This is a genomic window from Pantoea sp. B550, assembly GCF_024158165.1.
Taxonomy (GTDB): domain Bacteria; phylum Pseudomonadota; class Gammaproteobacteria; order Enterobacterales; family Enterobacteriaceae; genus Pantoea; species Pantoea alfalfae.
This window is the reverse complement of sequence record NZ_JAMYXI010000003.1, coordinates 2,605,176-2,619,018: the sequence shown is the minus strand read 5'-3', so window position 1 is coordinate 2,619,018 and position 13,843 is coordinate 2,605,176. Positions and strand designations below refer to the sequence as shown.

Below are 13,843 nucleotides of genomic sequence, written 5' to 3'. Positions count from 1 at the left end.
CGCCTCTTTATTTTTGACCAAATGGTCAAAAATAGCATCCAGCCGGGTAATAAAAGGACGTAAATGGATAAAAATAAGCGTCAGAGCAGAATATTACACCCTAACCCTGGTTTTTAGATAAAATTAAGGGCAATGAAATCATTGCCCCTTTTCAATCAAGTTATTAACGATTGAAATAACCACATCACGATGGTTCACAACACTTACAACATCGACAAATTCAGCACATCGCGCATATCGTAAAGCCCTGATTTCTTATCTTTCAACCATAAAGCCGACTTAACTGCGCCATTTGCAAAGGTCATACGGCTCGAAGCCTTGTGGGTAATCTCTACCCGCTCGCCAATATCTGCAAACATCGCCGTATGCTCACCGACGATGTCACCTGCGCGCACCGTCGCAAAACCGATGGTCTGTGGCTGGCGTTCACCCGTATGGCCTTCACGTGTATAGACTGCATGCTCATCCAGTTTCCACTGCATCGCGTCGGCTATTGCCTCCCCCATCGCCAGCGCGGTGCCAGACGGCGCATCCACTTTATGACGGTGGTGCGCTTCAACGATCTCAATGTCCGCATACTCGCCCATCACTTTAGCGGCCTTCTCCAGCAGCTTCAGCACCAGGTTAACCCCCACACTGAAGTTAGCGGCGAACACGATGGCGATATCTTCCGCCGCCGCACGAATGGCCGCTTTGCCTGCCTCATCAAAACCGGTGGTGCCAATGACCATCGCTTTACCCTGCTCACGGCAGATCGCCATATACTCCAGCGTGCCTTCCGGCCGGGTGAAGTCGATCAACACATCAAAGTCGTTAATCACCGCGCGTAAATCGTCTGCGATGAGGATGCCATTCTTCCCGATGCCTGCTAATTCACCAGCGTCGCTGCCCGTCAGCGATGAACCCGGGCGTACCAGTGCTGCACCCAGTTCTACGCCCTCTGCCTGCTGTGTCGCCTGAATCAGATTACGGCCCATTCGGCCCGGCGCGCCCACAATAGCAATCCGGATAGTGTTCATATTTATTCATTCCTAAAGCAAATCTATGCATACAAAGCGTCATCAGGTTAACGACGAGTTAACAGTCACGCCACTATTAATCCGTGATAATAAGAATTTTATGCCAGCCGCCTGTGATTATCAGTAAAAGCAATTACGCCCGCAAACAACAGTCTTTTCTGTCTGACCAAAAAAACAAAAAAGGCCGAACAGAGTCGGCCTTTTTAGCAGGTAAATCAGAACGCTACTGCACGTTGCGTACGTCGACACGTAGCTCTTTTGGCACTTCGAAGACGATATTCTCTTCACGACCAATCAGCTCAATCGCCGCTTCGCCACCCAGCTCACGCAGTCGCTGGATCACCTGCTGCACCAGAATATCGGGGGCTGAGGCACCCGCGGTTACACCAATACAGGCTACGCCTTTTACCCACTCTTCCTGAATATCATCCGCAGAGTCGATCAGCTTCGCCAGCTTACCGGCACGCTGTGCCAGTTCGGCCAGGCGGTTGGAGTTCGAGGAGTTCTTCGACCCTACCACCAGCACCACTTCCGCATCTTTCGCCAGCGTACGAACGGCTTCCTGACGGTTGGTGGTGGCGTAGCAGATATCATCTTTACGCGGCCCGATAATCGCCGGGAAGCGCTGGCGCAAAGCATCAATGATGTCAGAGGTGTCATCCACCGACAGCGTGGTCTGCGTCATGAAGCTCAGATTGTTTTCGTCTTTGACGGTCAGTCTGAAGACATCTTCCGGTGACTCCACCAGATACATGCCGCCATTAGGGTTGTTGTACTGCCCCATGGTGCCTTCGACTTCCGGATGCCCCGCATGACCAATCAGTATTGCCTCAACGCCTTTACGGCTGGCGCGTGCCACTTCCATATGCACCTTGGTCACCAGCGGACAGGTGGCGTCGAACAGCATAGTCAGATTGCGCGCTTTAGCTTCGGCACGCACTGCCTGAGAAACACCGTGCGCGGAGAAGATCAGAATCGCGTTATCCGGCACTTCACTGATCTCTTCAATGAAGATGGCACCGCGCTCACGCAGGCTGTTTACCACATAACGGTTATGCACCACTTCGTGACGGACGTAGATGGGCGCGCCATACATCTCCAGCGCGCGCTCAACAATACTGATGGCACGATCAACGCCAGCGCAGAAGCCGCGCGGATTAGCTAACAGGATTTGCATCGTTGGCCTCCAGTGCGGGATCGATTTCCAGCACCTCTACATCAAACTGAATACGACGACCTGCCAGCGGATGGTTGAAATCCACAGTGATAGAGTCACCGGAGATTTCACGGATCACGCCAGGCATTTCACTGCCGCCCATGCCGCTGAACAGCATGATGGCTCCCACTTCCGGCTCACCCGCATCGATAAAGTCCCGACGCGAGAAATACTGGATCAGGTCAGGGCTGACGCCGCCAAAGGCGTCGTCCGGTTCCAGGGTAAACTGTTTAGTTTCACCCGCTTTCAGCCCCAGCAGTGCCTGCTCAAGTGCTGCAGAGAGGCTGCCATCACCGAGACGGAACAGCGCGGGCTTGCCGTTTGCACGGGTCGATTCCGCCGTCGAGCCATCTTCCAGCTTCAGCGTAAAATGCACCAACACCGCGCTTTCGCGCTGTACGCACTCAGTCATCACTTACCCTTTCTGTTTAGCCTGTTTGCCGTTCGGGCTGAAAAAGCCCTCCAGCACCACCAATGCCGCACCGATACAGATGCCGCAGTCAGCGATATTAAATGTAGCGAAGTGCCAGTTACCGACATAGAAATCGATAAAATCGACCACAAAGCCATGGTATGAGCGATCGAACAAATTGCCTATCGCGCCGCCGATGATCAGAGCATAGGCGATGTTAGCCATCTTCTGGCTGGCGTGATTGCGGTACATCATCACCACCAGCGAGATCACGATAGCCAGCGCAATACCGGCAAAGAACCAGCGCTGCCAGCCGCCTTTGTCCGCCAGGAAACTGAACGCCGCGCCGTAGTTGTGCGCGTAGAACAGATTCAGATAAGGCATCAGCGGCTGGGTTTCATGCAGCATCATGTTGTTCATCACCCACTGCTTACTGGCGAAGTCGACAACAATCACCACCAGCACCAGCCACAGCCAGCGCAATCCGGTTGATAAAATAGGTTTACGCATCAGGCAAATTCACGCTGTTCGCCGTCACCGGCTACGTTAGTGTAACAACGACCACAGACCTCAGCATGCTCAGGATTCTGTCCGACGTCGGTAGTGTAATGCCAGCAGCGCTGACATTTCTCGCCTTCCGCCTTGTGCAGCGCGATTTTCAGACCTTTCAGCAGCTCACTCTGCTGCGCTTCGTCATTCGCCAGTGCGTAATCCGCTACCTGTGCGCCAGAGGTCAGCAGCACAAAACGCAGCTCATTGCCCAGCGCCTGCAGCTTAGCAGCCAGTTCCGGATCGGCATAGAGCGTCACCGTCGCTTCCAGTGCGCCACCGATACGTTTATCCGCACGCGCCTGCTCGATCACCTTGTTCACTTCGCCACGCACTTTCAGCAGCTCAGCCCAGTAGGCGTCATTCAGCGCTTCATCTTCTGCCAGGCCAAACAGACCCTGATACCACTCTTCGGTGAAGACATACTGTGCACGTTCGCCTGGCAGGTAGCCCCAGATCTCATCCGCTGTAAAGGACATGATCGGTGCCATCCAGCGTACCAGCGCTTCGACGATATGCCACAGCGCGGTCTGACAGCTGCGACGCGCCAGGCCATCGCCTTTCGCGGTGTACTGACGATCCTTGATGATGTCGAGATAGAAGCTGCCCATCTCAATTGAGCAGAACTGCATCAGACGCTGGATCACTTCGTGGAAATCGTAGTTCTCGTAAGAGGCAACGATATCGGCCTGTGCCGCCTGTGCGCGACCCACTGCCCAGCGATCCACCACCACCATCTCTTCCGGTTTCACCAGATCGGTGGCCGGGTTGAAGCCGCTGAGGTTAGCCAGCAGGAAACGCGCGGTGTTACGGATACGACGATAGGCATCGGCAGAGCGCTTGAGGATCTCATCGGAGACCGCCATTTCACCCGAGTAGTCGGTTGAGGCCACCCACAGACGCAGAATATCGGCGCCCAGTTTGTTCATCACATCCTGCGGTGCAACGGTGTTGCCGATCGACTTCGACATCTTGCGGCCCTGACCATCCACGGTGAAACCGTGCGTCAGTACCTGACGATAAGGCGCTTTGCCCTTCATCGCCGTGGAGATCATCAGCGAGGACATAAACCAGCCGCGATGCTGATCGGAGCCTTCCAGATAGAGATCAGGCGCATGTCCGCCAAATTCAGGACGCGCATCCACCACGGAGTAGCTGGTAGAACCGGAGTCAAACCAGACATCCAGCGTATCCGGCACTTTAACGTAATGATCGGCATCGTCGCCCATCAGTTCGCGCGGGTCGAGATCCCACCAGGCCTGAATCCCATCCTGCTCAACGCGCTGCGCCACTTTCTCCATCAGCGCCAGCGTGTCCGGGTGCAGCTCTTCGCTCTCTTTATGAACGAACAGCGCCATTGGGACGCCCCACGTACGCTGACGGGAGATACACCAGTCAGGACGGTTCGCTACCATCGATTCGATACGCGCCTGGCCCCAGTCCGGGATCCACTGTACGCCTTTGATCTCTTTCAGCGACTGCGCACGCAGTCCTTTCTGATCCATGCTGATGAACCATTGCGGCGTGGCGCGGAAGATGATCGGCGTTTTATGGCGCCAGCAGTGCGGGTAGCTGTGCAGCAGTTTCTCAACGTGCAGCAGCGCGCCCTTCTCTTTCAGCAGCTCAACGATCATGTCGTTGGCTTTAAAAACGTTAATCCCATCCAGCGTCGGATATGTGCCTGGCAGATAAGTGCCATCCGGTCCGACCGGATTCGCCGTTTCGATGCCATATTTCTGACCGATGACATAGTCATCCGGACCGTGGCCTGGAGCGGTGTGAACTGCACCAGTACCCGCGTCCAGCGTCACGTGATCGCCCAGCACCACCAGCGACGCCAGCGCCAGGAACGGATGCTGGAATTTCTGCAGCTCCAGCGCAGCGCCCTGACATTCGCCCAGTACCTGCCATTCGCTGACACCGGCGCGCTTCATGACGCTCTCAACCAGCTCTTTCGCCAGGATCAGGGCACGGCCCTCGATCTGGATCAACTGGTACTCAAATTCAGGATGCAGAGAGATGGCGCGGTTAGCTGGTAATGTCCACGGCGTCGTTGTCCAGATCACCAGTGAGATTGGGCCATTGACCTGTGCTACGCCAAATGCCTGACGCACCGCGTCGGCATCGATGGCGTTGAACATCACATCAATTGACGGTGACGTTTTGTCGTAATACTCCACTTCCGCTTCTGCTAAGGCTGAACGGCAATCCAGGCACCAGTGCACTGGCTTCGCGCCTTTATGCAGGTGGCCGTTGCCGATGATTTTACCCAGCGCACGGATGATGTTGGCTTCGGTGCCGAAATCCATGGTCAGGTAAGGACGATCCCAGTCGCCCAGCACGCCCAGACGGATAAAGTCGGCCTTCTGGCCTTCAACCTGTTCAGCAGCATACTTGCGGCACGCGGCACGGAATTCAGCGGCGGTGACTTTCTCGCCTGGCTTGCCGATCATCTGCTCAACTTTGTGTTCGATTGGCAGACCGTGACAGTCCCAGCCCGGCACATATGGCGAGTCATAACCCGCCATGCCTTTCGACTTAACGATAATGTCTTTCAGAATCTTGTTAACAGAGTGACCAATATGAATGCTGCCGTTCGCATACGGAGGGCCATCATGCAGGATAAAGGTTTTTTTCCCTTTTTTGGCTTCGCGGATGATGCCGTACAGGTTGTCGGCATACCAGCGTTGCAACATTCCCGGTTCGCGTTTGGCCAGATCGCCACGCATCGGGAATCCCGTTTCCGGCAAATTCAGGGTAGATTTATAGTCACTCATCAGATTCTCGATTCCGTTTTTCGCTCAGGTTAAAGCAGCCCAAAGAACTGCCGGGCCGTTACCACATCGTTCGCAATTTGTTCTTTCAACGCCTCCAGTGAGGCAAAGCGCTGCTCGTTTCGTATTTTCTGTTTCAGCACCACATCAATGTGACGACCATAGAGATCCATATTGATGTCGAGCAGGTGAACTTCAAGCTGCTGGCGTAAACCTTTTACGGTCGGGCGAGTGCCGATATTGGCAACACCCGGCAGTGGCTCAGGCGTCAGACCCTGTACCTCCACCGCATAGACCCCTTTCACCGGTGAGACGCTGCGGCGTAAAGGAAGGTTCGCAGTGGGGAAACCCAGCGTGCGTCCCAGTGCATCACCGTGCACGACGCGGCCGGAAATGGTGAATGGATGACCTAACAGCGACTGCGCCAGCGCTAAATCATCTGCGGCCAGCGCCTGACGCACGGCGGTGCTGCTGATTCGCTTCCCGCCGTCACAAAAGGTTTCGGTGCTCACGACCTCAAAACCATACTCCGCACCGGCTTTCTGTAATAACAGGAAATCCCCCTGGCGACCAGCGCCGAAGCGGAAATCATCGCCTACTGCGAGGTACTTTACGTCCAGCTTGTCCACCAGCAGGTCACTGATAAAACGCTGGGCGGACAGGGCTGCGAAGCGACGGTCGAACCGCACACACAGCACTTTATCGACGCCGGCTTCAGCCATATAGCGCAGTTTTTCACGCAGGCGCGTCAGGCGTGCCGGGGCTTTATCACCGGCAAACAGCTCCAGCGGCTGTGGCTCAAACACCATGACCACGACCGGCAGATTACGCTTACGCCCCTCTTCACACAGCCGGGACATCAGCGCCTGATGCCCGCGGTGCACACCATCGAAATTACCAATGGTCAGAACGCAGCCGCGATGCTGCTCGTTAAGATTATGAATACCGCGGATAAACTTCATGGCTGGCCCAAACCGGTGGAAATCGGCGGATTATACCCTTGAAAGCGACTCAGGTTAACCCGTCAGCACGCCTTTCATGCTTTAGGTGCTGCATTTCCTGTTGCAGATGCGCATGTTAAGAATTTTGTCGCGAAATACTGTATTCAGCGAGGGGAAGCTGGTAGAATCTTGCGCCATCAAATACGTAACCGAGTGCTGCTCATAGAGCGACGCTTATTTGCACAAATCCATTGACAAAATCAGGTTAGAAGGGCATAGTCCTCGGCCTTTGATTTGTCTCTATAGAACACATTTGGGAGTTGGACCTTGGCTAATATCAAATCAGCTAAGAAACGCGCCGTAACATCTGAGAAACGCCGCAAGCATAACGCTAGCCGCCGCTCAATGATGCGTACCTTCGTTAAGAAAGTATACGCGGCGATCGCTTCAGGCGACAAAGCTGCTGCGCAGAACGCATTCAATGAAATGCAACCACTCGTGGATCGTCAGGCCGCTAAAGGTCTGATCCACAAAAACAAAGCTGCACGTTATAAATCAAACCTGACTGCACAGATCAACAAACTGGCTTAATCGCCCGTTGTTTATCGCTTTGTTAAAAAAGCCGGCTTACGCCGGTTTTTTTTCGTCTGTACTCTGACGGGGAAAGAGTCCGCTGAAGTCAGCGTGACAGAGACGCTGCACCGCCGGATGCTGAATCATCCGCTCGGCGAAGAGTATATGGTACTCCTCTGACACCGCATCGAGCCGGCCGACTTCATAACTCCCCTCCTGCTGATCCCTGTCCAGCGCTGCTGCTACAAAAACCGCCTTCTGACGCGCACCAAATGCGTTCATCAGAGCTGCATCATCAAACTCACCGAGAATCTCCACCTGCAGCCCCTGGGTTGTGATCCAGTTGAGGATTTTGCGCCCCAGCATCGAGCGGCGACCCGGAATCAGCAGGGGGCGCGTCTCAAGACAAGCCGGAAAAGAGAGATCGGTGATCGGCTGCGCGGACCAGAAACTGATCGGGCACTCCCCCAGCTTCACCGAAAACAGCCCTTCCTGCTGGGTGGGATCGATGGAGCAGTCAGAGATAATCATATCCAGCTTATGCTGACTGAGCTGTTCCAGCAGCATTTCGTGAGTCGACTCAAAACAGCGCAGGTGAATCTTCTCTTCTGCAACCACTGCGGTCTCCAGTACCTTACTGACCAGTTGCTTAGAGAGCGCATCTGCCACGCCAACATCCAGCAGCAGATGAGACTCTTTGCGGTAGTTAACGATATCCAGCATCTCCTGACCCAGCATAAACATGCGGTCAGCGTAGCGGAACACCAACTGTCCCAGTTCCGTCGGTACCAGACCCCGTCCCTGACGCCGGAACAGCTTGCCCTGCAGGCGCTCCTCCAGTGCCTTAATCTGCCCGGTAATGGTCTGTGGCGTCAGGGAGAGTGCCTCTGCTGCCGCCGTAATCGATCCCGCACGGCAGGCGTGCCAGAAGTAGTAGAGATGATTGTAATTAATATGCGCCATAGGATGCCCTACGCCGCACGCTGCTTAAGACGCCAGCCAAGGATCACATAGCCCAGCACCGCCGACAGAATCGAGCCTGACAGAATCCCCAGCTTCGCCAGCGTCATCAGTTCAGCACTGATGTCGCCGTAGGCCAGCGAGGCGATAAATATCGACATGGTGAAGCCAATACCGCACAGCACCCCCACCGCCGCAATATCTTTGATGTGAGTATTTTCCGGCAGTCTGGCTATGCCGGTTTTATCTGCCAGCCAGCAGAACAGCGTAATGCCCAGTGGCTTACCGATCAGCAGACCGGACATGATGCCCAGCGGCAGCAGCGAGAAGAGGCTACCGAACGAGACACCCGTCAGCGACACACCCGCATTAGCAAAGGCAAACAGGGGCAGGATCACCCAGCGCACCCAGGGATGCAGCGCATGCTCAAGATGAATCGCCGGAGAGTGTCCCTCTTTCTTCGCCAGCGGAATCAGGAAGCCGACCACGACACCCGCCAGCGTCGCATGAACACCCGACTTCAGCACCGCCACCCATAGCACCAGCCCCACCAGCAGATAGAGACCGGTGTTGCGCACGTTGAGCAGGTTCATCAGCGCCAGCACGGCAATGGCAGCGGCGGCAACGCCCAGCGAGGCCATCGAAAGGTGATGCGTGTAAAACAGCGCGATAATCACGATTGCCCCGAGATCGTCGATGATCGCCAGCGCCATCAGGAAGATTTTTAGAGCAGGCGGCACGCGGCTTCCCAGCAGCGCCAGGATGCCCAGCGCAAAGGCGATATCGGTGGCGGTCGGGATCGCCCAGCCGCTGCGGGTGGCGGCATCGGCACCGTTAAACAGCAGAAAAATGATCGCCGGGGCGATCATGCCACCCAGCGCCGCAATCAGCGGGAACAGCGCCTGTTCACGTTTAGCCAGCGCGCCCATCACCAGTTCGCGTTTGACCTCAAGTCCTACCATCAGGAAGAACAGCGCCATCAGCGCATCGTTAATCCACAGCAGCAGGTCTTTGCTGATATCGAGACTGCCAAAGCGAAACTCCACCGGAATGGCCAGCAAATCGCGATAGCCCTGCTGCGTCGCTCCGCTATTGGCCAGTACCATCGCCAGCGCAGCCGCAATAATCAGCACCACACCGCCGGTAGCGTCGCTTTCAACTATTTTTTTTAATCTGATATTCACACGCGTTGTCCTTAATCCAGAGATCAATCAAAGTCCCTAAGAGTAACGGTAATAACAGCTCGAAAAAAACAGTTTATTTAGCGGGGATTGTTCGGAAATAACGAAGCGTTGATCGCAGGTAAAAAAAAGCCAGCGGCAGGCGCTGGCTTTCAGCGTGGATGAACTTAACGGGTTAAGTCATCAAAGAATTTTTTCACGCCGTCGAAGAAGCTCTTTGAGCGCGGGCTGTTATGCTCGCCGCTCGGGCCGCCAAAACTCTCTTCCAGTTCACGCAACAGCGCTTTCTGTTTCTCATTCAGGCTGACCGGTGTTTCCACCACGACGCGACATAACAGGTCGCCGACCGCGCCGCCACGTACCGATTTGACGCCACGTCCGCGCATGCGGAACAGCTTGCCGGTCTGCGTTTCTGACGGCACTTTCAGCTTCACGCGACCATCCAGTGTCGGCACTTCAATCTCGCCGCCCAGCGCCGCCATCGCAAAGTTGATTGGCACTTCGCAGTAGAGATTGTTCTCTTCACGCTCGAAGATCGGGTGTTTCTTCACCGATACCTGAACGTAGAGATCGCCGGCTGGTGCGCCCTGCTCGCCCGCTTCGCCTTCGCCACTCAGACGAATACGATCGCCGGTGTCAACCCCAGCAGGGATTTTCACTGACAGCGTCTTCGACTTCTCAACGCGGCCATGGCCATGACAGGCGTTGCACGGATCTTTAATCACCGAGCCGCGACCATGACAGGTCGGACAGGCCTGCTGGACAGTGAAGAAGCCCTGGCGCATCTGCACCTGGCCTGCACCATGACAGGTTGAACAGGTTTGTGGCTGCGTTCCCGCTTTCGCGCCGCTGCCGTGGCAGACATCACACTCTTCCAGGGTTGGAATGCGGATCTCTTTGGTCACGCCGCGTACCGCTTCTTCCAGCGACAGCTCCATGTTGTAGCGTAAATCGGCGCCACGTGAGGCGCGCTGACGGCGTCCACCACCAAAGATGTCACCGAATACGTCGCCAAAGATATCGCTGAAGTCTGCACCGCCGCCACCAAAGCCGCCGCCGCCGAATCCACCGCCACCCATACCGCCCTGTTCAAAGGCTGCATGACCATACTGATCGTAGGCCGCACGCTTCTGCGCATCGGTCAGGATTTCGTACGCTTCCTTGACCTCTTTGAATTTAGCTTCGGCCTCTTTGTCACCGGGATTGCGGTCCGGGTGAAATTTCATTGCCAGGCGTTTGTAAGCCTTTTTGATTTCACGCTCGTCCGCGGATTTGGCGACGCCTAAAATCTCGTAGTAATCACTCTTCGCCATGTTTTTTTAGCCCTTAACATGATCGCACGGGCGTGGAGAGATCTCCTACGCCCGTGCTGGTTTCAACGGCTGTCAGGCCAACCGTCGCGCCCGGTCAGGGGCAATTATTTCTTGTTGTCTTTCACTTCTTCGAATTCAGCATCGACAACGTCATCATCTTTCTTCGCTGACGCGTCACCGGCATCCGCTGCACCCGCCTGAGACTGCTGTGCTGCTTCCATCAGTTTGCCGGACACTTCCATCAGCGCCTGCATTTTGGCGTCGATTTCCGCTTTGTCTTCGCCTTTCAGCGTAGTTTCCAGCGCGGCCAGTGCGGCTTCAATTGGCGCTTTGTCATCAGCTGACAGTTTGTCGCCTGCTTCATCCAGCTGCTTACGTGTGCTGTGGGCAATCTGGTCACCCTGGTTACGCGTCTGGACCAGCTCTTCGAACTTACGGTCAGATTCAGCGTTCGCTTCTGCATCACGCACCATTTTCTGGATCTCTTCATCGCTCAGACCTGAAGAGGCTTTGATGGTGATCTTCTGCTCTTTACCGCTGTTCTTATCCTTCGCCGACACGTGCAGGATACCATCCGCATCGATGTCAAAGGTCACTTCGATCTGCGGCATACCGCGTGGCGCATTCTGAATACCGTCGAGGTTGAACTGGCCCAGTGACTTGTTGTCATTGGCGCGCTTACGCTCACCCTGCAGCACATGAATGGTCACGGCTGACTGGTTATCTTCAGCCGTCGAGAAGACCTGGCTGTGCTTGGTTGGGATGGTGGTGTTCTTGCTGATCAGCGAAGTCATCACGCCACCCATGGTTTCGATACCCAGTGACAGCGGGGTAACGTCCAGCAGCAGCACGTCTTTCACGTCGCCACCCAGTACACCACCCTGAACCGCAGCACCAACGGCAACGGCTTCGTCCGGGTTCACGTCTTTACGCGGCTCTTTACCGAAGAATTCGGTCACTTTCGCCTGAACCAGTGGCATACGGGTCTGACCACCCACCAGGATAACGTCGTTGATGTCTGATACAGACAGGCCCGCATCCTGCAGCGCAACTTTCAGTGGCGCGATTGAGCGTGCAACCAGATCTTCAACCAGTGACTCCAGTTTAGAGCGGGTCACTTTGATGTTCAGGTGCTTAGGACCGGTCGCATCTGCCGTGATGTATGGCAGGTTAACATCGGTCTGCTGTGCAGAAGAAAGTTCGATTTTCGCTTTCTCTGCCGCTTCTTTCAGACGCTGCATTGCCAGTGGATCGTTGTGCAGATCGATGCCCTGGTCTTTCTTGAATTCAGCAACCAGATAGTTAATCAGGCGGCTGTCAAAGTCTTCACCACCCAGGTGGGTGTCACCGTTGGTCGCCAGAACTTCAAAGGTTTTTTCGCCGTCAACTTCGTCGATCTCGATGATTGAGATATCGAAGGTACCGCCACCCAGGTCATAAACCGCGATGGTGCGGTTGCCCTGGCCTTTGTCCAGACCGTATGCCAGTGCAGCAGCTGTCGGTTCGTTAATGATACGTTTGACTTCCAGACCCGCGATACGGCCGGCATCTTTGGTCGCCTGACGCTGCGCATCGTTGAAGTAAGCCGGTACGGTAATGACCGCTTCGGTCACTGGCTCACCGAGGTAATCTTCGGCGGTCTTTTTCATTTTCTTCAGCACTTCAGCAGAGATCTGCGGTGGTGCCATTCTTTGGCCTTTCACTTCCAGCCAGGCGTCGCCGTTGTCAGCGCCGGTGATTTTGTACGGCATGATTTTAATATCACGCTGCACTTCTTCGTCCTGGAAACGACGACCAATCAGACGCTTGATTGCGAACAGGGTATTCTGCGGGTTAGTCACTGCCTGACGTTTAGCCGGTTGACCGACCAGAATTTCGCCATCCTGTGTATACGCAATAATTGAAGGCGTGGTGCGATCGCCCTCGGCATTTTCCAGCACGCGTGCTTTAGTGCCATCCATGATCGCAACACAAGAGTTGGTTGTACCCAGGTCAATACCAATAATCTTACCCATCTAAACATCTCCCACTTAAATTCGTTGCCAATTTGGGTTGTGAACCTGTTATGTGGGCGGGTTGTTTGCATTCAACCTGCCAGCACATGCTTTTTTTCCAACGTTCACAACGCTCGATGACAAGTAAATGGGGCCGCTTCGATGCGCATCAAGGGCTAAACCAAAAAAATTTTTCTACCTCTGGCCCTGCCGGGATCAAAGAACACGGTTAACCCACTGAATATGATGCGTCGCCTTACTCCTTTCTGTGAGCAGGCTGAAGTCCTTTTATTTCATTAACGATCAACTGACTGCCGAGGAACTATGGCAAATTCAACGCTGGCTAATCCTGCCCCGCTGGGCTTAATGGGATTTGGCATGACAACCATTTTGCTGAACCTGCACAACACGGGTCTGTTTGACATGGACGTGGCAATTTTAGCGATGGGGATTTTTTATGGCGGAATCGCGCAGGTGCTGGCCGGTCTGCTGGAATTTAAAAAGAACAACACTTTTGGGCTGACAGCCTTTACCTCTTACGGCATGTTCTGGTTAAGCTTTGTGGCGATTCTGCTGTTACCGCAGATGGGTCTGGCGAAAGCGCCTGATGAACGCTTCCTGGGTGCCTGGCTGGCACTGTGGGGCATCTTCACGCTGTTTATGTTTATCAGCACGCTGAAAGGTGCGCGGATGCTGCAGTTTGTCTTTGGCTCGCTCACGCTGCTGTTTCTGCTGCTGGCCGTGGCTCACCTTATGCACCTGCCTTCGCTGGAGGTGTCTGCGGGCTGGGTCGGCATACTTTGTGGTGCCAGCGCCTGCTATCTGGCAATGGGTGAAGTGCTGAACGACACCTTTGGCCGCACTCTTCTGCCGATTGGCGCGAAATCGCTTTAAGCCTGCCTTTACGCCTG

Annotated in this window: 12 protein-coding genes; 2 read left to right on the top strand and 10 right to left on the bottom strand. The window is 54.9% G+C overall.

Annotated features, from left to right (window positions below; translation table 11 throughout):
- Window positions 1–203 precede the first annotated feature (203 nt).
- The 6 genes from dapB to ribF all read right to left on the bottom strand — a co-directional run bounded on the left by dapB (window position 204) and on the right by ribF (window position 6,932).
- On the bottom strand, window positions 204–1,019 hold the full coding sequence (gene dapB, locus NIM72_RS15170) for a 4-hydroxy-tetrahydrodipicolinate reductase (protein WP_253421063.1): 816 nt from the start codon (window positions 1,017–1,019) through the stop codon (window positions 204–206).
- A gap of 223 nt (window positions 1,020–1,242) precedes the next feature.
- Window positions 1,243–2,196, bottom strand: coding sequence for a 4-hydroxy-3-methylbut-2-enyl diphosphate reductase (ispH, locus tag NIM72_RS15165; protein ID WP_003854823.1), 954 nt, complete (start codon window positions 2,194–2,196; stop codon window positions 1,243–1,245).
- The gene (gene fkpB, locus NIM72_RS15160) at window positions 2,177–2,647 is read right to left on the bottom strand and encodes an FKBP-type peptidyl-prolyl cis-trans isomerase (RefSeq protein WP_161731685.1); all 471 of its coding nucleotides are present in this window, start codon (window positions 2,645–2,647) and stop codon (window positions 2,177–2,179) included. The genes ispH and fkpB overlap by 20 nt, the downstream gene beginning before the upstream one ends.
- 3 nt (window positions 2,648–2,650) lie before the next feature.
- The gene (gene lspA / locus NIM72_RS15155; protein ID WP_003854827.1) at window positions 2,651–3,157 is read right to left on the bottom strand and encodes a signal peptidase II; all 507 of its coding nucleotides are present in this window, start codon (window positions 3,155–3,157) and stop codon (window positions 2,651–2,653) included.
- A complete protein-coding gene (gene ileS, locus NIM72_RS15150; RefSeq protein ID WP_161731687.1) occupies window positions 3,157–5,973 on the bottom strand; it encodes an isoleucine--tRNA ligase in 2,817 nt (938 codons plus the stop codon). The genes lspA and ileS overlap by 1 nt, the downstream gene beginning before the upstream one ends.
- A 29-nt stretch (window positions 5,974–6,002) precedes the next feature.
- Entirely contained in the window at window positions 6,003–6,932 is a 930-nt protein-coding gene (ribF, locus tag NIM72_RS15145) for a bifunctional riboflavin kinase/FAD synthetase (RefSeq protein ID WP_013356724.1), read from the bottom strand.
- Window positions 6,933–7,238: 306 nt separating this feature from the next.
- Between ribF and rpsT the strand changes: the two genes are divergently transcribed.
- A complete protein-coding gene (gene rpsT, locus NIM72_RS15140) occupies window positions 7,239–7,502 on the top strand; it encodes a 30S ribosomal protein S20 (protein WP_008925553.1) in 264 nt (87 codons plus the stop codon).
- A gap of 36 nt (window positions 7,503–7,538) precedes the next feature.
- Here rpsT and nhaR read toward each other — a convergent pair whose 3' ends face one another.
- The 4 genes from nhaR to dnaK form a co-directional block, all read right to left on the bottom strand.
- Complete coding sequence (gene nhaR / locus NIM72_RS15135; protein WP_161731688.1) at window positions 7,539–8,447, bottom strand: transcriptional activator NhaR; 909 nt, start codon at window positions 8,445–8,447, stop codon at window positions 7,539–7,541.
- 8 nt (window positions 8,448–8,455) lie between these two features.
- Window positions 8,456–9,628, bottom strand: coding sequence for a Na+/H+ antiporter NhaA (nhaA, locus tag NIM72_RS15130; protein ID WP_253421059.1), 1,173 nt, complete (start codon window positions 9,626–9,628; stop codon window positions 8,456–8,458).
- Window positions 9,629–9,792: 164 nt separating this feature from the next.
- A complete protein-coding gene (gene dnaJ / locus NIM72_RS15125; protein ID WP_135910149.1) occupies window positions 9,793–10,938 on the bottom strand; it encodes a molecular chaperone DnaJ in 1,146 nt (381 codons plus the stop codon).
- A 104-nt stretch (window positions 10,939–11,042) separates the two neighbouring features.
- Window positions 11,043–12,953, bottom strand: a complete 1,911-nt coding sequence (gene dnaK / locus NIM72_RS15120) for a molecular chaperone DnaK (RefSeq protein ID WP_253421056.1) — start codon at window positions 12,951–12,953, stop codon at window positions 11,043–11,045.
- Between the two features lie 303 nt (window positions 12,954–13,256).
- Between dnaK and satP the strand changes: the two genes are divergently transcribed.
- Window positions 13,257–13,826 (top strand): acetate uptake transporter, encoded by a 570-nt coding sequence (gene satP, locus NIM72_RS15115; protein ID WP_222924582.1) that lies wholly within the window; start codon window positions 13,257–13,259, stop codon window positions 13,824–13,826.
- Window positions 13,827–13,843: the final 17 nt, after the last annotated feature.